Genomic DNA, 20241 nt, shown 5'->3' with positions numbered 1-20241 from the left:
TCTGGCTCAAAACAGTGAAAATCGCCAAAGTATACCTTGTACAGCGGTTAAGGTTAACCGGCGATTGTTCGTGCAAAACAGAAAGCCGTAATGATTTCATCAGGCTGACCTTTCGCAGCGAAAAAATCTGCTCGCGAACTGCGATTTTTATGCCGAAAAGCTGTATTCACGAACAACAAGCTGGTAGAATCCTGCGCCATCACTACGTAACGTAGCGTCGCCACATTAACGGCGCTTATTTGCACAAATCCATTGACAAAAGAAGGTATAGAGGGCATATTCCTCGGCCTTTGAATTGTCCACATAGATCATATTTGGGAGTTGGACCTTGGCTAATATCAAATCAGCTAAGAAACGTGCCGTACAGTCTGAGAAGGCTCGTAAGCACAACGCAAGCCGTCGCTCTATGATGCGTACCTTCATCAAGAAAGTATACGCAGCTATCGAAGCTGGCGACAAAGCTGCTGCGCAGAACGCATTTAACGAAATGCAACCAATCGTGGATCGTCAGGCTGCTAAAGGTCTGATCCACAAAAACAAAGCAGCGCGTCATAAAGCAAACCTGACCGCGCAGATCAACAAACTGGCTTAATCGCCGCTTGTTGTTGCTTGTTTTAAAAGAACCCGCTTAACGCGGGTTTTTTTATGTCTTCAGATTACCGGTGGCGTAAACAGCGCCGAGTAGTCACGGTTACAGATTCGCTGTACCGCGGGGTGCTGAATCATTCTTTCGGCAAATATGGCGTGATACTCCTCCATCACGTTATCCACTCTGCCTATCTCCGTAATCTTGTCATCCGAATAGAGATCGTGCGCGTAGAGCGTCGGCGCAACAAAGATGGCGTTGTGCGCTTCACCAAAGGCTTTCATCAGCGCCGCATCGTCGAACTCACCGAGGATTTCCACCTTCAGCCCCTGGGAATTAAACCAGTTCAGCAGCTTGCGTCCGAGCATGGAACGCCTTCCCGGCACCAGCAGGCGACGCTCTTCCAGGCAGGCCGGGAAGGGTTTCTCCGGCGGCGGATTAATGCACCAGAAGCTCACGCCGCATTCACCAATCTTCACCGAGAACAAGCCTTCCTGCTGCGTGGAGTCAATCGGGCAGTCCGAGATAATCATGTCCAGCTTGTGCTGGCTTAGCTGTTCCAGCAGCATCTCGTGAGTGGATTCAAAGCAGCGAAGATGAATTTGTTCATCTTCAACCACCGCCGCATCCAGCACGCCGCTCACCAGCCGTTTGGACAGCGCATCCGCCACGCCAACATCAAAGAGCAGGTTCGACTCTTTGCGGTAGTTGACGATATCCAGCATCTCCTGGCTCAGGGTGAACATCTTGTCCGCGTAGCGGAAAACCAGTTCACCCAGTTCGCTGGGTTCAATCCCGCGCCCCTTACGCTTGAACAGCTTGCCCTGCAAACGCTCTTCCAGCGCCTTAATTTGCCCGGTGATGGTTTGCGGCGTCAGGTAGAGCGCCTCTGCTGCCCCGACCACCGATCCCTGTTTATAGACGTGCCAGAAGTAGTAAAGATGGTTGTAATTCAAATGAGACATCGCGTCTTCTCTCCCTGAGTGTGTATCAGGAGAAGGCTCGCCTCCTCCCGGTGTTCCGTTATGCCTGGACGGCCTGTCCGGACAATTTTACCTTCAGCAAGGTATAACCGATTACCGCGGCCAGTAATGACCCGATAAGAATGCCGAGTTTCGCCCAGACGATCAGCTCAGGCGCATGCGCGCCAAACGCCAGCGTCGAGATAAAGATCGACATCGTAAACCCGATACCACACAGCACGCCGACGGCCATAATCTGCTTAAACGTGGTGCCGTGCGGCAATGACGCCAGCTTCAGTTTCGTCGCCAGCCAGCAGAAGAGACTAATACCCAGCGGCTTGCCGATAAACAGCCCGGCAATAATGCCCAGCGGCAGCACGGACGTTAGCCCGTCCAGCGTCACCCCGCCGAGGGAAACGCCCGCGTTGGCAAACGCAAACAGCGGCAGGATCATAAAGGCGACCCACGGGTGCAGCACATGCTCCAGCTGTTTGGCAGGCGACTTGCCGTCCTGCGGCTTCAGCGGCACGAAGAAGCCGACGATCACCCCAGCCAGCGTGGCATGCACGCCTGATTTCAGCACCGCCGTCCACAGCACCATCCCCACGAGGATGTAGATACCGATGCGGCGCACATTAAAGATGTTCAGCAGCGCCAGCACCGCAATCGCCCCGGCAGCCACGCTCAGGGACAGGATCGACAGATCGCTGGTGTAGAACAACGCGATAATCACAATGGCGCCAAGGTCATCAATAATCGCCAGCGCCATCAGGAAGATTTTCAGGGCTACCGGCACGCGGCTTCCCAGCAAGGCCAGCACCCCGAGCGCAAAAGCGATATCCGTCGCAGCCGGGATTGCCCAGCCGTGACGTGCGATCGGATCCTGCCAGGTGAACGCCAGAAAGAGCAGCGCCGGCACCACCATCCCGCCGAGCGCAGCAATGACCGGGAATGCCGCACGCTGGCGGCTGGCAAGCGAACCCAGCACCAGCTCACGCTTAACCTCAAGCCCCACAAGCAGGAAGAACACCGCCATCAGCGCATCGTTGATCCACAGCAGCATGTTCTTGTTGATTTCCAGCGCCCCGACCTTCAGTTCAACGGGCGTTTCCAGAAAAGCATGATACAGATCGCGGGTCATTCCGACGTTGGCCAGTACCATCGCGGCCGCAGCAGCCGTAATCAGGATCACGCCGCCGGATGCCTCACTGCTAAAGAAACGGTGTAGTAATTTCACTTTAGTTCTCTCTTTTACAACAATACCTCGATAAAACCATAATACCAAGCCAGATAGCTCGGCAAAAACAGATTAATATTGAGTATAGGTTCAGTTTAACCGAGCAATACCGATAAAAAGAAAAAGCCCGGAATCGCTTCCGGGCTTTTGCGGATAAAAACCAGCTAGTCGATTAGCGGGTCAAATCATCGAAGAATTTTTTAACGCCATCGAAGAAGCTTTTGGAGCGCGGGCTGTTTTTCTCACCCGTCGGGCCACCGAAGCTCTCCTGCAACTCTTTCAGCAGCTGTTTCTGCTTGTCGTTCAGGCCAACCGGCGTTTCCACGACGACGCGGCACAGCAGGTCGCCCTGCGCACCGCCACGAACGGATTTAACGCCTTTACCGCGCATGCGGAACAGCTTACCGGTCTGGGTCTCGCCCGGGATCTTCAGATTGACGCGGCCATCCAGCGTCGGTACTTCAATTTCGCCACCGAGTGCCGCCATCGCGAAGTTGATCGGCACTTCACAGTACAGGTTGTTCCCTTCGCGCTCGAAGATAGCGTGCTGTTTCACCTGCACCTGAACGTACAGATCGCCTGCCGGTGCGCCGTGTTCGCCTGCTTCACCTTCACCCGCCAGACGGATGCGGTCGCCCGTATCGACGCCAGCTGGGATCTTAACGGACAGGGTCTTGGTTTTTTCAACGCGACCGTGGCCGTGGCACTTGGTGCACGGATCTTTAATCAGCGTACCGCGACCGTGACAGTGCGGACAGGCCTGCTGTACCGCGAAGAAGCCCTGACGCATCTGCACCTGGCCGGAACCGTGACAGGTTGGACAGGTCTGCGGCTGCGTACCCGCTTTCGCACCGCTGCCGTGGCAAACGTCACACTCTTCCAGCGTCGGAATACGGATCTCTTTGGTGACACCGCGAACGGCCTCTTCCAGCGTCAGCTCCATGTTGTAGCGCAGGTCCGCGCCGCGCGCCGCGCGCTGACGACCACGGCCACCGCCGAAGATGTCGCCAAACACATCGCCAAAGATATCGCTGAAGTCAGCGCCGCCGCCAAAGCCGCCGCCACCGAATCCACCGCCGCCCATGCCGCCCTGTTCAAAGGCTGCGTGACCGTACTGGTCATAGGCCGCACGTTTTTGTGCATCGGTCAGGACTTCGTAGGCTTCTTTGATCTCTTTAAATTTGGCTTCAGCCTCTTTATCACCCTGGTTACGGTCCGGGTGGAATTTCATGGCCAGGCGCTTATACGCCTTTTTGATTTCACGCTCTTCCGCAGTTTTCGGAACGCCTAAAATCTCGTAATAGTCTTGCTTTGCCATTGGTTTTTTTAAGCCCCTTAACATGCGAGCACGGGCGTGGAGAGTTCTCCTACGCCCGTGCCGATTAATTACCCTGCATCAGGGCGATTATTTTTTATCTTTAACTTCTTCGAACTCAGCGTCGACAACGTCGTCGTCTTTCGCGTTGTTCGCCGAAGCGTCAGCGCCCGCCTGCTGTTGAGCGTGCTGCTGCTGAGCGATTTCCATCAGCTTCTGAGAAGCCTGCGCCAGTTCCTGCATCTTCGCTTCGATGTCCGCTTTGTCTTCACCTTTCAGTGAGGATTCCAGCGCACTCAGTGCAGCTTCGATAGCAGTCTTGTCTTCCGCTGGCAGTTTATCGCCTGCTTCTTCAACCTGCTTACGGGTGCTGTGCAGCAGATGGTCACCCTGGTTACGGGTCTGAACCAGCTCTTCGAACTTACGGTCGGATTCCGCGTTAGCTTCGGCATCGCGAACCATTTTTTCGATTTCCGCTTCGTTCAGGCCAGAAGATGCCTTGATGGTGATCTTCTGCTCTTTACCGCTGTTTTTGTCTTTCGCAGACACGTGCAGGATACCGTCAGCATCGATGTCGAAGGTCACTTCGATCTGCGGCATGCCGCGCGGTGCCGGGTTAATACCGTCCAGGTTGAACTGACCCAGAGATTTGTTATCCGCCGCACGCTTACGCTCACCCTGAATCACATGGATGGTTACCGCAGACTGGTTGTCTTCAGCGGTAGAGAACACCTGGCTGTGTTTCGTCGGGATGGTGGTGTTTTTGTTGATGAGCGCAGTCATCACACCGCCCATGGTTTCGATACCCAGAGACAGCGGGGTAACGTCCAGCAGCAGTACGTCTTTAACTTCACCGGTCAGTACGCCACCCTGAACCGCAGCACCGATTGCAACTGCTTCGTCCGGGTTAACGTCTTTACGTGGCTCTTTACCAAAGAACTCAGCCACTTTCTTCTGAACCATTGGCATACGGGTCTGACCACCGACCAGGATAACGTCCTGGATATCGGATACGGACAGGCCAGCATCCTGCAGAGCAACTTTCAGCGGCTCGATAGAACGGTTCACCAGGTCTTCTACCAGGCTTTCCAGTTTCGCACGGGTCACTTTGATGTTCATGTGTTTAGGACCGGTCGCGTCTGCGGTGATGTACGGCAGGTTCACGTCGGTCTGCTGAGCGGAAGACAGCTCGATCTTCGCTTTCTCAGCGGCTTCTTTCAGGCGCTGCATAGCCAGCGGGTCGTTACGCAGGTCAATGCCCTGATCTTTCTTGAACTCGTCAACGAGGTAGTTGATCAGACGGGTATCGAAGTCTTCACCACCCAGGTGGGTATCACCGTTGGTTGCCAGAACTTCGAAGGTTTTTTCGCCGTCAACTTCGTCGATTTCGATAATAGAGATATCGAAGGTACCACCACCCAGGTCGTAAACCGCGATAGTACGGTTGCCAACTTCTTTATCCAGACCGTAAGCCAGTGCAGCCGCGGTTGGTTCGTTGATGATACGTTTTACTTCCAGACCTGCGATACGGCCAGCATCTTTGGTTGCCTGACGCTGAGCATCGTTGAAGTAGGCAGGTACGGTGATAACAGCTTCAGTTACCGGCTCACCCAGGTAATCTTCAGCGGTTTTCTTCATTTTCTTCAGCACTTCAGCAGAAATCTGCGGTGGTGCAGTTTTAGCGCCTTTCACATCAAGCCATGCATCGCCGTTATCTGCCGCGATGATTTTGTAAGGCATGATGGAAACGTCACGCTGAACTTCTTCGTCCTGGAAGCGGCGACCGATCAGGCGTTTAATCGCAAACAGGGTGTTTTGCGGGTTTGTCACTGCCTGACGTTTAGCCGGCTGACCAACCAGAGTTTCACCATCCTGGGTATAAGCAATGATAGAAGGCGTGGTGCGATCGCCCTCGGCGTTCTCCAGCACGCGTGCAGTAGTGCCATCCATAATCGCTACACAAGAGTTGGTAGTACCCAGGTCGATACCAATAATTTTACCCATCTAAACGTCTCCACTAAAAATTCAGTCAACATGTGGTTGTGTACCTGTAATAAGGGCAGAACGTGCTTTTTCAACTGCCCAGATTTGATTTTTTTCAGGTCCACACACTGCGGTTGACTACAAGATGGGGTCGCGACGGCATCCATCAAGGGGGAATGATAAAAAAAATTTTAATTTCACCCTGATGAGATCATAGACGCCATCGATTGCGCCCATTATGATGCCGCGCCCAGTCAGGGAGAACTGACGCGGGTTTAACCATTTCACCATATTAATGATGATTTTTTTGAGGACTTATGGGCAACACTAAGTTGGCTAATCCGGCTCCGCTGGGCCTGATGGGTTTTGGCATGACCACTATCCTGCTGAACCTGCACAATATCGGGATGTTCCCGATGGATGGCATCATCCTGGCGATGGGCATTTTTTACGGCGGTATCGCGCAAATCTTCGCGGGCCTGCTGGAATATAAGAAAGGCAATACCTTCGGCTTAACCGCATTCACCTCTTACGGTTCTTTCTGGCTGACCCTGGTTGCCATTCTGCTACTGCCTAAAATGGGCATGGCTGACGCGGCAAACGCCCACTTCCTGGGCGTTTACCTGGGCCTGTGGGGCGTCTTCACCCTGTTCATGTTCTTCGGTACCCTGAAAGGCAACCGCATGCTGCAGTTCGTCTTCCTGAGCCTGACCGTCCTGTTCGCCCTGCTGGCGATTGGTCACCTGGTGGATAACGAAGGCATCGTTCATGTTGCAGGCTGGATTGGTCTGGTTTGCGGCGCAAGCGCTATCTACCTGGCAATGGGTGAAGTGCTGAACGAGCAGTTTGACCGCACCGTTTTACCGATTGGTGAAAAACACTGATCCCTCTGTCGTGCCCGCCTCGCGGGCACGACATTCCCCCGCCTGACGAAGCCAAAATCCTAATACCAGCCCCATCACCGACAGCGCCAGCACGTACCAGGCCGGAGCCAGGGGAGACACGCCCATCAGCACGGTGACCGCAATCGGCGTCAGCCCGCCGAAAATGGCATACGACACGTTGTAAGAGAACGAGATCCCGGTGAAACGAACTTCCGGTGGGAATGCTCGCACCATGACGTAAGGCACAGCCCCCACTACGCCCACGCACAGCCCTACCACGCCGTACAGCAGGAACAGCTGTTCAGGATGGCTGCCCGCCAGATGGTAAAACGCCCAGCTTGATGCGGCCAGTAGCAGGCTACCGATGATAAAGGTAACGCTGGCACCAAAACGATCCGCCGCCAGCCCGGCGGCCAGACAGCCAAAGCAGAGCATGATTGTCGCGATACTGTTCGCCTGTAGCGTCACGGCAGGGGCGAAGCCGTACTGCTTTTGCAGCCAGACCGGAGACATCAATATCACCACCACAATGCCCGCCGAGAGCAGCCAGGTCAGCAGCATCGATACCACCACCGCTTTTTTATGGCGTACCACAACCGCCTTCACCGGCAGCTCCTGCGCCAGCGCTTTGCGCTGCTGCATCTCGAGGAAAATCGGCGTCTCCTGCAGCCAGCGGCGCAGGTACATCGCGACCAGACCAAACGCTCCGCCCAGCAGGAACGGAATACGCCAGCCCCAGTCGTGCACGGCCTGCTGCGTCATGCTGGTATTCACAATTGTTGCGACCACCGAGCCGAGCAGGATCCCGACCGTCAGCCCCGCCGTTAAGGTTCCGCAGGCGATACCAATGCGGCGCACGGGAACATGTTCCGCGACAAACACCCACGCGCCCGGCACTTCACCGCCAATCGCCGCCCCCTGCAGGACGCGCATCAGCAACAGCAGCAACGGCGCGAGAATGCCCATCGAGGCATAGGTAGGTAGCAAACCAATGGCCAGCGTCGGCACGGCCATCAGCAGGATGCTAAGGGTAAACATCTTCTTACGGCCGACCAGATCGCCAAAGTGGGCCATGATAATGCCGCCCAGCGGACGCGCCAGATACCCGGCGGCAAAAATGCCGAAGGTTTGCACCTGACGCAGCCATTCCGGGATATCCGCCGGGAAGAAGAGTTCTCCCACCACGGCGGCGAAGAAAACGAAGATGATAAAGTCGTAAAACTCCAGCGCGCCGCCTAAGGCCGCGAGCGTGAGGGTTTTGTAGTCCTGTCGATTCAGAGGTCGGGTGTTATGTGACATAGCGAACCATTGTGCGTGTGTTGTGGATTTATTTTTACAGCATTCGTAAAGAAAAAATTACTATACCGTAAAAGCTTCACCACGCTATCGCCGCTTCAGCTAATGTCACATATTGGTTAATTTCAGGAGATTGTTTCGCGACGTGCGTTTTTCGGGCGAAAAGCTGCTACCACTTTCTCATCGGTTTCCACATAGGGACCGTCAAGCAGCTGTATACAATACGGTACACTTGCAAAGATGCCATGAACCAGGACGCTGCCATCTTCTGCTTTCAGCCCTTCCAGCGTCTCTTTAATCGACTTCGGCTGGCCCGGCAGGTTCAGGATCAACGCCTGCTTGCGGATCACCCCCACCTGGCGGGAAAGAATGGCCGTCGGAACAAAGTGTAGACTGATCTGGCGCATCTGTTCGCCGAAGCCAGGCATTTCACGATCGGCAATCGCCAGCGTCGCGTCCGGCGTCACGTCGCGGCGCGCGGGGCCGGTTCCGCCCGTCGTCAGAACAAGGTGGCAGCTCATCTCATCCACCAGCTCGCAAAGCGTCTGCTCGATGATCGGCTGTTCGTCAGGGATCAGGCGGGTCTGAATGTCAAAGGGGGTGGTCAGCGCGCTGCTCAACCACGCTTCCAGAGCGGGGATGCCTTTATCCTGGTAAACACCGCTGGAGGCGCGGTCAGAAATCGACACTAAGCCGATGCGTAAGGTATTCATATCCATTCCATTCAAAGAGTACTGATTAAAGGGAATGATACACGCAGAGAGGAGATTCAGACAGGGGACGAAAGAAGTCGCGTGACCGGGAGCCCGGTCACGCAGAATGATTACAGCAGGTCGCCGATCATTTTTTCCAGTTTGCCCTGGTCAACAGCAAACTTACGGATACCGTCCGCCAGTTTGTCTACCGCCATTGGATCCTGGTTGTGCTGCCACAGGAACTCGGATTCCGTGATGCGCTCTGGGCGTGCTTTCACTTCACCGGTGTAGGACAGTTTACGCTCCAGGGTACCTTCGCTTTCTGCCAGCTCTTTCAGCAGCGCAGGCGCGATGGTCAGGCGGTCACAGCCAGCCAGCTCGATGATTTCACCGACGTTACGGAAGCTTGCGCCCATAACCACAGTCTCATAGCCATGCTGCTTGTAGTATTCGTAGATTTCAGTCACAGAAATCACGCCTGGATCTTCAGCCGGTGCGTACTCTTTCTTATCGGTATTGGCTTTGTACCAGTCCAGAATACGGCCCACGAACGGAGAAATCAGGTATACGCCTGCTTCTGCACATGCACGCGCCTGCGCGAAGGAGAACAGCAGGGTCAGGTTACAGTTGATACCGTCTTTTTCCAGCTGCTCTGCCGCGCGAATACCCTGCCAGGTAGAAGCCAGTTTGATCAGGATACGGTCGTTGCTGATGCCCGCGTCGTTGTACATTTTGATCAGACGTTTCGCTTTGGCGATAGACGCTTCGGTGTCGTAGGAGAGACGCGCATCCACTTCGGTAGAGATACGGCCAGGAACCAGTTTCAGGATCTCCAGACCGATGTTCACTGCCAGTTTGTCGGTGGCATCCACAACCTGCTGCGCGCGGTCGTTGCTCTGCTCTTTCGCCCAGGTCACTGCGTCGTCAATCAGTTTGCGATACTCAGGGATCTGTGCGGCGTTAAGGATCAGAGAAGGGTTGGTTGTGGCATCCTGCGGCTGGTACAGCTTCATTGCCGCGATATCTCCGGTGTCAGCTACGACAGTGGTGAACTGACGAAGGGAGGTCAATTTATCCGTCATGATAGTGTTTCTCTTTTAACGTGCCCTGGATAATTCACGCTACCGACAGCATGCCTGCAGCGGAAAAATGACAGGTTTACTTGTTAGGGGGATGTAACCGGTCTGCCCTGATGATAACACGACGGAGGGGTAGCGCAACCGCAGACAGTGCGCTTAGGCAGAGTATGGTAAACTCGGAAGATTAACAGGCTGCTAAGCAACAGCATGCCCAATCAGTGGTAGCGCTTACATATTCACATTGGCATCAACAAGAGGGACGTTAATGCCTGATTTCTTTTTCTTTATTAACGAAGTCCTCTGGGGTTCGATAATGATTTACCTGCTTCTGGGAGCAGGTATTTGGTTTACGCTACGCAGTGGGTTTATCCAGTTTCGCTATATTCGCAAGTTTGGCAGAAGTCTGAAAAACAGCGTCACGCCCCAGCCGGGTGGATTAACGTCGTTCCAGGCGCTCTGTACCAGCCTGGCGGCGCGTCTCGGCAGCGGCAATCTGGCGGGCGTTGCGCTGGCCATCAGCGCCGGTGGGCCAGGCGCGGTCTTCTGGATGTGGGTGACGGCGCTACTCGGAATGGCCACCTCCTTTGCCGAAAGTTCGCTTGCACAACTCTACAAAGAGAAAGATAAGCACGGCCAGTTTCGCGGTGGTCCTGCCTGGTACATGGCGCGTGGCCTGGGGATGCGCTGGATGGGCGTCCTGTTCTCGGTTTTTTTACTGCTCGCGTACGGCCTCATTTTTAATACCGTCCAGGCAAATTCTGTCGCCAATGCCCTGAGCTACGCCTTCTCCTGCCCGGAGTGGGTCGCCGGTATTGCTTTAGCCCTCGTCGTTCTGCTCACCATTTCTGCCGGTCTTAAGGGCATTGCTCGCCTGATGCAGTGGCTGGTGCCCATTATGGCGTTGCTCTGGGTTGCCGCGAGCCTGTTCGTTGCCGCACTGCATCTCGACCAGGTGCCGGGCGTGATTGCCACCATCGTCAAAAGCGCCTTTGGCTGGCGCGAGGTGGCCTCCGGGGCGCTGGGCTACACCTTCAGCCAGGCGCTGATGGCGGGCTTTCAGCGGGGAATGTTCTCCAATGAAGCCGGTATGGGGTCAACCCCCAACGCGGCCGCCGCCGCCTCTTCCTGGCCACCGCACCCGGCCGCACAAGGCATTGTGCAGATGATTGGCGTCTTTACCGATACCATTATCATCTGTTCCGCCAGCGCCATGATTTTGCTGCTGGCAGGCCCCGTCCCGCATTCCTCAGGAACCGCCGGGATACAGCTTCTCCAGCAGGCGCTGGTGAACCTGACCGGCGACTGGGGTGCAGGGTTTGTCTCGCTCATCCTGATCTTGTTTGCCTTCAGCTCGATAGTGGTGAATTACCTCTACGCCGAAAATAACCTTATTTTCCTGAAGCTCGACTCCCGCGCTGCAATTGGAACCCTGCGTCTCGGGGTCATCCTGATGGTGATAGCAGGCTCCCTGCTCAGTATGCCGCTGGTCTGGCAGTTGGCCGATATCATTATGGCGCTGATGGCGATCACTAATCTCACGGCAATCCTGCTGCTCTCGCCCGTGGTGACCCTGATTGCCAGAGACTATCTTCGTCAGCGCAAACTGGGTGTTCCGCCGGTATTTGATCCCGCCCGCTATCCCGATATTAAGACCCAGCTTGCCCCCGGCTCGTGGGATGATTTGCCGCGGCAATAACAGCTATCGATCAATTCGGGGCGATTTTTTGCTAAAGTCGCTCTAAATTTCCTGCAAGGACTGGATATGCTGATTCTGATTTCACCTGCAAAAACGCTCGACTACCAGAGCCCACTCGCCACCGAGCGCTATACTCAGCCTGAACTGCTGGACTATTCGCAACAGCTGATCCGCGAAGCGCGCAAGCTCTCTGCACCGCAAATCGCCTCGCTGATGAGCATCAGCGACAAGCTGGCAGACCTTAACGCGACCCGCTTTCACGAGTGGCACCCGGATTTCACCCCGGCTAACGCTCGCCAGGCGATTCTGGCCTTTAAAGGCGATGTCTATACCGGCCTGCAGGCGGAAGATTTTAGCGAAGCCGATTTCGATTTTGCCCAGCAGCATCTGCGCATGCTGTCGGGTCTGTACGGCGTACTGCGCCCGCTGGATCTGATGCAGCCCTATCGTCTGGAGATGGGGATTCGTCTGGAGAATGCCAAAGGCAAAGACCTGTACCATTTCTGGGGCGATATCATCACCGATAAGCTGAACGCGGCACTGCGCGCTCAGGGCGATAACGTGGTGATTAACCTGGCATCCGATGAATACTACAAGTCGGTGAAGCCGAAAAAGCTGGATGCCGACATCATCAAGCCGGTATTCCTTGACGAGAAGAACGGCAAGTTCAAAGTGATCAGCTTCTACGCCAAGAAAGCGCGTGGCCTGATGAGCCGCTACATCATCCAGAACCGTCTGACGAAGCCGGAGCAGCTGACCGCCTTCAACAGCGAAGGCTATTTCTTTGACGAGGCGTCGTCAGGGAAAGGCGAGCTGGTGTTTAAGCGCCACGAGCAGTAAAAACAAACCCCGCCAGCTGGCGGGGTTTTGCATTAATGGTGTTTCCAGTCAGGGCCGCGATCGTCGCGGTGGTCATCGTGGTGATGGTCGTCATGGCGATCGTCATGTTTACGATGCTCATCATGCGGACGCCAGTGGTTATCGCGCCAGTCATAATGCGCTTTCCACCAGTCGTGGTCGCGCCAGCGGCCGCCGTCCCAGTAGTGACCGTTATTATCCTGGTCGCCAATCTGCAGTTTGACCGCAGGCACAAGGGTGATTTCGGATGCCTGTACCGCCATGGGAGCGACCAGCATCAGTGAAAGCGCAATCAGCACAGGTTTCAGTGTAGACATCGGTGACTCCTTATTATCTTTGCCCAACGTGGGCCGATGTAAGGAGAGTACGCGAGGGGAACGGGGGATGTTATTCTCTGCAATCCTAAACGCTAAGTGACCGCATTTATTGGGAATTTCTGCTTTTTCCCTGCTATTTTTCTCCTTAATTTCTTCACAAAAAAGCCGGGTGGCGGCTTCGCCTTACCCGGCCTACTTTCTGAGCCGTTGTAGGTCGGGTAAGGCGTAGCCGCACCCGACAAAAATTATGCTCGGGTCATCATCAGCTTACGCAGCGCGGTAAAGTCTGCCGGCAGCTCATGTGACAGCAGCGGCAGGTCGGCACGCTCGGCCAGCTCTTTCGGCAGCGGCAGCGTTTCGCCCAGGATCGCTTCCACGCTCTCTTTAAACTTCGCCGGATGCGCGGTGCCCAGGAACAGGCCATATTCACCCGGGTTAAGCTGGTCGCGCAGCGCGCGGTAAGCAATCGCCGCATGCGGTTCAGAGGTATACCCCACCGCCTTCAGCTCGCGCATGGTCGCTTTGGTGGTTTCATCCGTCACCGCGGCGTAGCCCAGATCGCCCAGACGCCAGATCTTACGGCGGAACAGCTCTTCCACGCGTGGCCAGTTGTTCGGCTGGCTCACGTCCATGGCGTTAGAGAGCGTTGCCTGCGTGGCATTCGGCGCCCACTTCCCGTCTTTCAGGAAGCGCGGCACGGTGTCGTTAGCGTTGGTGGCGGCGATAAAGCGTTTCACCGGCAGACCCAGGGATTTCGCCAGCAGGCCAGCCGTCAGGTCACCAAAGTTACCGCTCGGCACGGAGATCACCAGCTGGTTACGCGCTTCCTGCGGCAGCTGCGCCACCGCTTCGAAGTAGTAGCAGATCTGCGCCAGCAGACGGCTGATGTTGATAGAGTTGGCAGAGTTCAGACCCAGGGCCACCTTCAGCTCTTCGTCGTCGAAGGCCTGCTTGACCAGCGCCTGACAGGCATCGAAATCACCGTCAATTGCCACGGTTTCAATGTTGCCGCCGAGCGTACAGAACAGTTTTTCCTGCAGCGGGCTGATTTTGCCTTTCGGATAGAGGATCACCACGCGGACGTTTTTCAGGCCGTAGAACGCATGCGCCACCGCCGCACCGGTATCCCCGGAGGTCGCGGTCAGGATGGTCACCGGCTTGTCGCCGCTGATGTGGGTCAGCATCTGCGCCATAAAGCGGCCGCCGAAGTCTTTGAACGCCAGGGTCGGGCCGTGGAACAGCTCCAGGCAGCCAACGTCAGGCTCCACCTGCTTCACCGGTGCCGGGAAAGCGAACGCCGCACGCACGCGCTCTTCCAGCAGCTCCTGCGGGATTTCGTCGCCGATAAACGCCGAGAGAATTTTAGTGCTGCGGGTGACAAAGTCCTGCTTCAGCAGTTCGTCGATGTCGGTCAGGTGGAATTCCGGCAGGTCATGCGGGAAGAACAGCCCCTGGTTTTTGCCCAGCCCCTGAGTGACCGCCTGCGCGAAGCTGACCTGCTCGTTATGATCTTTAAGGTTATAGAGTTTCATTGATTATCCCAGTACTCGTGCGCCAGCCGTGTCCAGACGGCAAATATGAACAAAGCCTTCCTGATTTTGCAGGTAGTGTTTAGAGAGCCAGTCCGCCACGCGCTGCGCGGTATCAGGCTTGTCGCACAGGGCGAACAGCGTCGGGCCGGAGCCGGAGATGCCGCACGCCTGCGCGCCGATATCCATCGATGCCTGTCGCGCCTCGTTAAAGCCGGGCAGCAGCTTCGTGCGGTACGGCTCGGCAATGACGTCCTTCATCAGTTTGGCCGCCAGCTGCGGCTGACGGGTGTAGCAGGCGTGGATAAAGCCCGCCAGATGACGCCCGTGGGCAATACAGTCCTGACGACGATACTGCGCGGGCAGGATCGCACGCGCTTCCGCGGTTGAAACCTTGATACCCGGATAGGCCAGCACCCACAGCCACTCATCAAACCCTGGCACCTGCTGGCTGATGATGCCATTTTCTTCGATCATCAGCTGCATGCCGCCGAGGAAGCACGGCGCCACGTTGTCATAGTGAATGCTGCCGGAGATGCGCCCTTCCAGCTCGCCCATCAGCCCCAGCAGGCGGTTGTTGTTCAGCGGCTTGCCGCAGTGCTCGTTCATCGCCACCAGCGCGGCGACCACCGAGCAGGCGCTGGAGCCCAGGCCCGAGCCGATCGGCATACTTTTTTCCAGCGTCATGGCGACCGGCACGTTTTTGCCGATCTCCTGACAGAAGCGTTCCCAGCACTGATAGACGATATTTTCGCGCGGCTCAGACGGCAGTTTGCTGGCGAAGCGGCCCACGTTGTTCAGGCTGAAGCTGTCTGCCGCTTCCACCGTAACCGTATCGCCCAGCAGCGAACCATCCACCGGCGTCACCGCCGCACCCAACACGTCAAATCCGACGCTCATATTCGCGCTGGAAGCCGGGGCATAAACTTTGACCATGTTAAACTCCTAACTTCCATGACAGGGTACGCAGCAGATCGGCAAACACACCCGCCGCCGTAACATCGTTCCCTGCGCCATAGCCGCGAAGCACCAGCGGCAGTGGCTGATAATAGTGGCTGTAAAACGCGAGGGCGTTTTCGCCGTTTTTGACTTTGTACAGCGGGTCGTTGCCATCCACTTCGGCAATCTTCACCCGGCACACGCCATCTTCTTCAATGTTGCCAACATAGCGCAATACCTTACCTTCATCACGGGCTTTTGCAACGCGCGCGGCAAACGCGTCGTCAAGCTGCGGCAAACTGGCCATAAAGGCAGCGACATCACCGCTGCTGTCAAATTCTGCCGGCAGGACAGGCTCAATCACGATATCCGAAAGCTCAAGCTCGCGGCCCGTTTCACGCGCGAGGATCAGCAGCTTGCGCGCCACGTCCATACCGGAAAGGTCGTCACGCGGATCCGGCTCGGTATAGCCCAGCTCGCGCGCGGCGCGGGTGGCTTCCGAGAGGCTCATCCCCTCATCCAGCTTGCCGAAGATAAACGACAGCGAGCCGGAGAGAATGCCGGAGAAACGCTGCAGTTCGTCGCCCGCGTTAAGCAGGTTCTGCAGGTTCTCGATAACCGGCAGGCCTGCCCCAACGTTAGTGTCGTACAGGAACTTGCGGCGCGACTTGCTCGCCGCCAGACGCAGCTGGTGATAGTAATCCATCGACGAGGTGTTGGCCTTTTTGTTCGGCGTCACCACGTGGAAACCTTCGCGCAGGAAATCCGCGTACTGATCGGCCACCGCCTGGTTCGAGGTACAGTCGACGATGACCGGGTTAAGCAGGTGATACTCTTTTACCAGACGGATCAGGCGGCCCAGGTTGAACGGCTCTTTTGCCTCCTTCATCTCGGCCTGCCAGTTTTCCAGGTTCAGGCCGTGGACGTTGGTCAGCAGCGCTTTGGAATTCGCAATCCCGCAGACGCGCAGGTCGATGTGTTTCTTCTTCAGCCATTCCTGCTGACGCTTAACCTGCTCCAGCAGCGCGCCGCCGACGCCGCCGACGCCAATCAGGAACAGCTCGATAACCTGATCGGTGTTGAACAGCATCTGGTGAACCACGCGTACGCCGGTGGTCGCGTCATCGTTGTCCACGACAACAGAAATTGAACGCTCAGACGAGCCCTGGGCAATCGCCACGATATTGATATTGGCGCGCGCCAGTGCGGCAAAGAACTTGGCGGAGATACCGCGCAGGGTACGCATACCGTCGCCCACCACGGAGATGATCGCCAGACGCTCCTGAATCGCGAGCGGCTCCAGCAGCTCTTCTTTCAGCTCCAGATAGAACTCTTCCTCCAGCGCGCGGCGGGCGCGCAGGCAGTCGGCCTGCGGCACGCAGAAGCTGATGCTGTATTCGGAAGAGGACTGGGTGATCAGCACAACAGAGATACCGTTGCGGGACATGGCAGCAAACACGCGCGCCGCCATGCCGACCATCCCCTTCATCCCCGGACCGGAGACGCTGAACATCGCCATGTTGTTGAGGTTGGAGATGCCTTTCACCGGCAGACCGTCCTCATCGGTGCTCGCGCCAATCAGCGTACCCGGCGCCTGCGGGTTACCGGTATTTTTAATCAGGCAAGGGATCTGGAACTGGGCAATCGGGGAGATGGTACGCGGGTGAAGCACTTTGGCGCCGAAGTAGGAAAGTTCCATTGCTTCCTGGTACGACATCGACTTCAGCAGCCTGGCGTCCGGTACCTGGCGCGGGTCGCAGGTATAGACGCCGTCGACGTCAGTCCAGATCTCACAACAGTCCGCGCGTAAACAGGCGGCCAGCACGGCGGCGGAATAGTCGGAGCCGTTACGGCCCAGCACCACCAGCTCGCCCTTCTCGTTACCGGCGGTGAAGCCAGCCATCAGGATCATATGGTCAGACGGAATTTTGCTGGCGGCGATACGGCGGGTTGATTCGGCAATATCAACGGTGGATTCGAGGTAGTGGCCCACCGCCAGCAGTTTTTCAACGGGATCGATCACGGTCACGCTATGGCCGCGCGCTTCCAGCACGCCGGCCATGATGGCGATAGAAAGTTTTTCACCGCGACAAATCAGCGCCGCGTTGATGCTGTCCGGACACTGGCCGAGAAGGCTGATGCCGTGCAGGACGTGTTTGATTTGCGCGAATTCCTGCTCAACGAAAGACTTCAGCTGAGCGTGCGGGAAGCCAGGCAGCGCCTCTGCCAGCCCTTGCAGCAGGTCAGCGAAGATACGCTCTGCGTCGCTGATGTTCGGGAGTGCATCCTGGCCACCGATGGTTTTTTCAATCATCGCCACCAGATGGTTCGTGATTTTTGCCGGGGCAGAGAGCACGGTCGCAACCTGCCCCTGCCTGGCGTTGCTTTCCAGGATATCGGCAACACGCAGAAAACGTTCTGCATTTGCCACTGATGTACCGCCGAACTTCAACACTCGCATGGTTCTACCTCGTTTCCTTTAGCCGAAAAAAAAGCCCGCACTGTCTAGGTGCGGGCTTTTTTTTGTTTTTCCTGTACGCGTCAGCCCGCATCGTTACCTGTGGTAATGATGATGGTTGTGGTAATGGTGGTGATGCTGATGCGTTTCATGGATGTTGTGTACTCTGTCATTATTATCTGTCTGTGCTGTATTCTTTTAGGGTTAAAGGATCGGGCACCTTAAGTCAACGAATTTTTAATTTGATCACAATTCGGGAGACTCTCACGTCCCGCTGCCGTCGGATTTATTTTCATCCGAATACCCCAAAAGCAACCCTTAGCATCAGATGATTACACCATAATAAAAATTTATGACAGCACTTTACTCGGCCAATTTTTTTTCAATATCGTGCAGCAAACGGTGCAGCATTGCCGTGTCGCGTTGCTCAAGACGGCCCAAACGCTGCTGTAACCAGTCGACCATTTTTTGATCGTCAGCCACACCCAGCTGCATGAGCAGGTTTTCCACGCGCGCGCGAAGTGCAGCCAGTTGGTTTTCATCGGTACCTGTAACAGGCGACTGCGGAATTTGTATTAAGGATGCTAATTGATAGCAATAGACCATCACCGCCTGGCCTAAATTGAGAGAAGGGTAATCTGCAACCATCGGCGCGCCTGTCAGCACATCCGCCAGTTCCAGTTCTTCATTGGTCAGCCCAGAATCTTCACGCCCAAACACCAGCGCCGCTTTCTCCAGCCACTGGCTTTTCTCGCTCAGCATCGGCACCAGCTCCGCTGGCGTGGCATAGTAGTGAAACTTCGCCCGGCTGCGCGCCGTGGTTGCGACGGTAAACGAAATATCATGCAGCGCGTCGGCAAGCGTAGCGTAAGTGGTTATATTATCTAGAATATCCCCCGATCCGTGCGCCACCCAACGGGCGGCTGGCTCCAGGTGCGCCGTGCTGTCCACGATACGCAAATCGGTAAAACCCATGGTCTTCATAGCACGCGCCGCTGCGCCTATATTTTCTGCTCTGGCTGGGGCAACCAGTACAATCGACAGATGCATTTATGCTCTCTTTTTAATCAGTTAGCCGGTAAAAATGTGATGCACTTCAACATATTACGCAGCGCGAATTTACAAAATTGCAACACAAATCACCGAAATAGCGTTTCATAACAAATTAAAAACGCTAAACTATTCTGTGTCTGAACAATCAGTTAGAATGTTAACAGAACACTATTATCCTTATGTTTTATAATGATAATAGCGACATGAATACCCTATTCTGATTGGATTCGCTTCGTTTATAAATCAATGTCCGCAACTAGTTGGTTTATTGAAAAATTGTGACAAAGGCTAGCATTCGGCTACGATGATTTCATCAAACTGTTAACGTGCTACAATTGAACTTGATATATGTCAACGAAGCGTAGTTTTATTGGGTGTCTGGTGTCACTTAGCCTGTTATGTTGCTGTTAAAATGGTTAGGATGACAGCCGTTTTTGACACTGTCGGGTCCAAAGGGAAAGTACCCAAGACCAAGCTAATGATGTTGTTGACGTTGATGGAAAGTGCATCAAGAACGCAATTACGTACTTTAGTCACGTTAAGCCGATCATGTTAATTTGCGACATGCATCAGGCAGGTCAGGGACTTTTGTACTTCCTGTTTCGATTTAGTTGGCAATTTAGGTAGCAAACATGCAGACCCCGCACATTCTTATCGTTGAAGACGAGTTGGTAACACGCAACACGTTAAAGAGCATTTTCGAAGCAGAAGGCTACGATGTCTTTGAAGCGACCGATGGCGCAGAGATGCATCAGATCCTTTCTGAAAATGATATCAACCTGGTGATCATGGATATTAACCTGCCGGGCAAAAACGGTCTTCTACTGGCGCGCGAACTGCGCGAGCAGGCGAACGTCGCGTTAATGTTCCTGACGGGCCGTGATAACGAAGTTGATAAAATTCTTGGCCTGGAAATCGGTGCGGATGACTACATCACCAAGCCGTTCAATCCTCGCGAGTTAACCATTCGTGCACGCAACCTGCTGTCCCGCACCATGAACCTGGGTACGGTCAGCGAAGAGCGTCGTAGCGTAGATAGCTACAAATTCAACGGCTGGGAACTTGATATCAATAGCCGTTCACTGATTAGCCCGAACGGTGAGCAGTATAAACTGCCGCGCAGTGAATTCCGCGCGATGCTGCACTTCTGCGAAAACCCGGGCAAAATTCAGTCCCGTGCAGAGCTGCTGAAGAAAATGACCGGCCGTGAGCTGAAACCGCACGACCGTACCGTAGACGTGACCATCCGTCGTATTCGTAAGCACTTCGAATCTACGCCAGATACGCCGGAAATCATCGCCACGATCCACGGCGAAGGGTACCGTTTCTGCGGTGACCTGCAGGAATAATCCCG

At 55.3% G+C, this 20241-nt stretch carries 19 protein-coding genes, 1 pseudogene and 1 other annotated feature; of the genes and pseudogenes, 5 read left to right on the top strand and 15 right to left on the bottom strand.

Going from position 1 to position 20241, the window contains the following annotated elements; translation table 11 throughout:
• Positions 1-6: 6 nt before the first annotated feature.
• A pseudogene (locus GXP72_RS22540) lies at positions 7-213 on the bottom strand (DUF2575 domain-containing protein); the annotation flags it as partial.
• A 115-nt stretch (positions 214-328) separates the two neighbouring features.
• On the opposite strand from GXP72_RS22540, the gene rpsT reads away from it, so the two are divergent.
• Positions 329-592 carry a 30S ribosomal protein S20 gene (rpsT, locus tag GXP72_RS03405; protein ID WP_003856458.1) on the top strand — a complete coding sequence of 88 codons (264 nt, stop codon included), beginning with the start codon at positions 329-331 and terminating at the stop codon, positions 590-592.
• Between the two features lie 59 nt (positions 593-651).
• On the opposite strand, the gene nhaR is transcribed toward rpsT, so the two are convergent.
• The 4 genes from nhaR to dnaK form a co-directional block, all read right to left on the bottom strand.
• On the bottom strand, positions 652-1551 hold the full coding sequence (gene nhaR, locus GXP72_RS03400) for a transcriptional activator NhaR (RefSeq protein WP_048225603.1): 900 nt from the start codon (positions 1549-1551) through the stop codon (positions 652-654).
• 58 nt (positions 1552-1609) lie between these two features.
• Positions 1610-2785: a Na+/H+ antiporter NhaA gene (gene nhaA, locus GXP72_RS03395; protein ID WP_063620739.1), complete on the bottom strand. Its 1176-nt coding sequence runs from the start codon at positions 2783-2785 to the stop codon at positions 1610-1612.
• Between the two features lie 172 nt (positions 2786-2957).
• Positions 2958-4103 carry a molecular chaperone DnaJ gene (gene dnaJ, locus GXP72_RS03390; RefSeq protein WP_014830600.1) on the bottom strand — a complete coding sequence of 382 codons (1146 nt, stop codon included), beginning with the start codon at positions 4101-4103 and terminating at the stop codon, positions 2958-2960.
• A gap of 87 nt (positions 4104-4190) precedes the next feature.
• The gene (dnaK, locus tag GXP72_RS03385; RefSeq protein ID WP_024907421.1) at positions 4191-6104 is read right to left on the bottom strand and encodes a molecular chaperone DnaK; all 1914 of its coding nucleotides are present in this window, start codon (positions 6102-6104) and stop codon (positions 4191-4193) included.
• Between the two features lie 296 nt (positions 6105-6400).
• On the opposite strand from dnaK, the gene satP reads away from it, so the two are divergent.
• Positions 6401-6967: an acetate uptake transporter gene (gene satP, locus GXP72_RS03380; RefSeq protein ID WP_008502042.1), complete on the top strand. Its 567-nt coding sequence runs from the start codon at positions 6401-6403 to the stop codon at positions 6965-6967.
• On the opposite strand, the gene GXP72_RS03375 is transcribed toward satP, so the two are convergent.
• From GXP72_RS03375 to tal, 3 genes are all read right to left on the bottom strand, one after another.
• A complete protein-coding gene (locus tag GXP72_RS03375; RefSeq protein WP_024907420.1) occupies positions 6944-8266 on the bottom strand; it encodes an MFS transporter in 1323 nt (440 codons plus the stop codon). The two genes, satP and GXP72_RS03375, sit on opposite strands and share 24 nt — an antisense overlap.
• A 122-nt stretch (positions 8267-8388) precedes the next feature.
• A complete protein-coding gene (mog, locus tag GXP72_RS03370; RefSeq protein WP_024907419.1) occupies positions 8389-8976 on the bottom strand; it encodes a molybdopterin adenylyltransferase in 588 nt (195 codons plus the stop codon).
• Positions 8977-9086: 110 nt separating this feature from the next.
• A complete protein-coding gene (gene tal, locus GXP72_RS03365; protein ID WP_208763503.1) occupies positions 9087-10040 on the bottom strand; it encodes a transaldolase in 954 nt (317 codons plus the stop codon).
• A 262-nt stretch (positions 10041-10302) separates the two neighbouring features.
• Between tal and GXP72_RS03360 the strand changes: the two genes are divergently transcribed.
• Positions 10303-11733 carry a sodium:alanine symporter family protein gene (locus GXP72_RS03360; protein WP_208763502.1) on the top strand — a complete coding sequence of 477 codons (1431 nt, stop codon included), beginning with the start codon at positions 10303-10305 and terminating at the stop codon, positions 11731-11733.
• A 66-nt stretch (positions 11734-11799) separates the two neighbouring features.
• Complete coding sequence (yaaA, locus tag GXP72_RS03355) at positions 11800-12573, top strand: peroxide stress protein YaaA (protein WP_008502047.1); 774 nt, start codon at positions 11800-11802, stop codon at positions 12571-12573.
• A gap of 32 nt (positions 12574-12605) precedes the next feature.
• On the opposite strand, the gene GXP72_RS03350 is transcribed toward yaaA, so the two are convergent.
• The 7 genes from GXP72_RS03350 to yjjY form a co-directional block, all read right to left on the bottom strand.
• Complete coding sequence (locus tag GXP72_RS03350) at positions 12606-12908, bottom strand: DUF2502 domain-containing protein (protein ID WP_045327616.1); 303 nt, start codon at positions 12906-12908, stop codon at positions 12606-12608.
• Positions 12909-13153: 245 nt separating this feature from the next.
• On the bottom strand, positions 13154-14440 hold the full coding sequence (gene thrC, locus GXP72_RS03345; RefSeq protein ID WP_208763501.1) for a threonine synthase: 1287 nt from the start codon (positions 14438-14440) through the stop codon (positions 13154-13156).
• 3 nt (positions 14441-14443) lie between these two features.
• Entirely contained in the window at positions 14444-15373 is a 930-nt protein-coding gene (gene thrB, locus GXP72_RS03340) for a homoserine kinase (RefSeq protein ID WP_032660770.1), read from the bottom strand.
• A gap of 1 nt (position 15374) precedes the next feature.
• Positions 15375-17837 carry a bifunctional aspartate kinase/homoserine dehydrogenase I gene (gene thrA, locus GXP72_RS03335; protein ID WP_032649870.1) on the bottom strand — a complete coding sequence of 821 codons (2463 nt, stop codon included), beginning with the start codon at positions 17835-17837 and terminating at the stop codon, positions 15375-15377.
• A 24-nt stretch (positions 17838-17861) separates the two neighbouring features.
• Positions 17862-17979: a sequence feature (Thr leader region), on the bottom strand.
• Complete coding sequence (gene thrL / locus GXP72_RS03330) at positions 17918-17986, bottom strand: thr operon leader peptide (protein WP_015572623.1); 69 nt, start codon at positions 17984-17986, stop codon at positions 17918-17920. Its footprint overlaps the feature before it by 62 nt.
• A gap of 211 nt (positions 17987-18197) precedes the next feature.
• On the bottom strand, positions 18198-18884 hold the full coding sequence (locus GXP72_RS03325; RefSeq protein ID WP_024907411.1) for a tRNA/rRNA methyltransferase: 687 nt from the start codon (positions 18882-18884) through the stop codon (positions 18198-18200).
• 399 nt (positions 18885-19283) lie between these two features.
• Complete coding sequence (gene yjjY / locus GXP72_RS03320; protein ID WP_085928893.1) at positions 19284-19424, bottom strand: protein YjjY; 141 nt, start codon at positions 19422-19424, stop codon at positions 19284-19286.
• 95 nt (positions 19425-19519) lie between these two features.
• Here yjjY and arcA point away from each other — a divergent pair, with 95 nt between their 5' ends.
• Entirely contained in the window at positions 19520-20236 is a 717-nt protein-coding gene (gene arcA / locus GXP72_RS03315; protein ID WP_003856501.1) for a two-component system response regulator ArcA, read from the top strand.
• The last annotated feature ends 5 nt before the right edge of the window (positions 20237-20241 follow it).

It is taken from the genome of Enterobacter sp. SES19, from assembly GCF_011765665.1.
Classification (GTDB): domain Bacteria; phylum Pseudomonadota; class Gammaproteobacteria; order Enterobacterales; family Enterobacteriaceae; genus Enterobacter; species Enterobacter pseudoroggenkampii.
Note: the sequence above shows the minus strand (reverse complement) of the source record. Positions and strands in the feature narration are given on the sequence as shown.

Coding starts and splice junctions, on each gene's coding strand:
- GXP72_RS03375 (WP_024907420.1), bottom strand. CDS start 8,266: ATGTCACATAACACCCGACCTCTGAATCGACAGGACTACAAAACCCTC.
- mog (WP_024907419.1), bottom strand. CDS start 8,976: ATGAATACCTTACGCATCGGCTTAGTGTCGATTTCTGACCGCGCCTCC.
- dnaJ (WP_014830600.1), bottom strand. CDS start 4,103: ATGGCAAAGCAAGACTATTACGAGATTTTAGGCGTTCCGAAAACTGCG.
- dnaK (WP_024907421.1), bottom strand. CDS start 6,104: ATGGGTAAAATTATTGGTATCGACCTGGGTACTACCAACTCTTGTGTA.
- thrC (WP_208763501.1), bottom strand. CDS start 14,440: ATGAAACTCTATAACCTTAAAGATCATAACGAGCAGGTCAGCTTCGCG.
- arcA (WP_003856501.1), top strand. CDS start 19,520: ATGCAGACCCCGCACATTCTTATCGTTGAAGACGAGTTGGTAACACGC.
- GXP72_RS03325 (WP_024907411.1), bottom strand. CDS start 18,884: ATGCATCTGTCGATTGTACTGGTTGCCCCAGCCAGAGCAGAAAATATA.
- nhaR (WP_048225603.1), bottom strand. CDS start 1,551: ATGTCTCATTTGAATTACAACCATCTTTACTACTTCTGGCACGTCTAT.
- GXP72_RS03350 (WP_045327616.1), bottom strand. CDS start 12,908: ATGTCTACACTGAAACCTGTGCTGATTGCGCTTTCACTGATGCTGGTC.
- thrB (WP_032660770.1), bottom strand. CDS start 15,373: ATGGTCAAAGTTTATGCCCCGGCTTCCAGCGCGAATATGAGCGTCGGA.
- yaaA (WP_008502047.1), top strand. CDS start 11,800: ATGCTGATTCTGATTTCACCTGCAAAAACGCTCGACTACCAGAGCCCA.
- tal (WP_208763503.1), bottom strand. CDS start 10,040: ATGACGGATAAATTGACCTCCCTTCGTCAGTTCACCACTGTCGTAGCT.
- thrA (WP_032649870.1), bottom strand. CDS start 17,837: ATGCGAGTGTTGAAGTTCGGCGGTACATCAGTGGCAAATGCAGAACGT.
- GXP72_RS03360 (WP_208763502.1), top strand. CDS start 10,303: ATGCCTGATTTCTTTTTCTTTATTAACGAAGTCCTCTGGGGTTCGATA.
- satP (WP_008502042.1), top strand. CDS start 6,401: ATGGGCAACACTAAGTTGGCTAATCCGGCTCCGCTGGGCCTGATGGGT.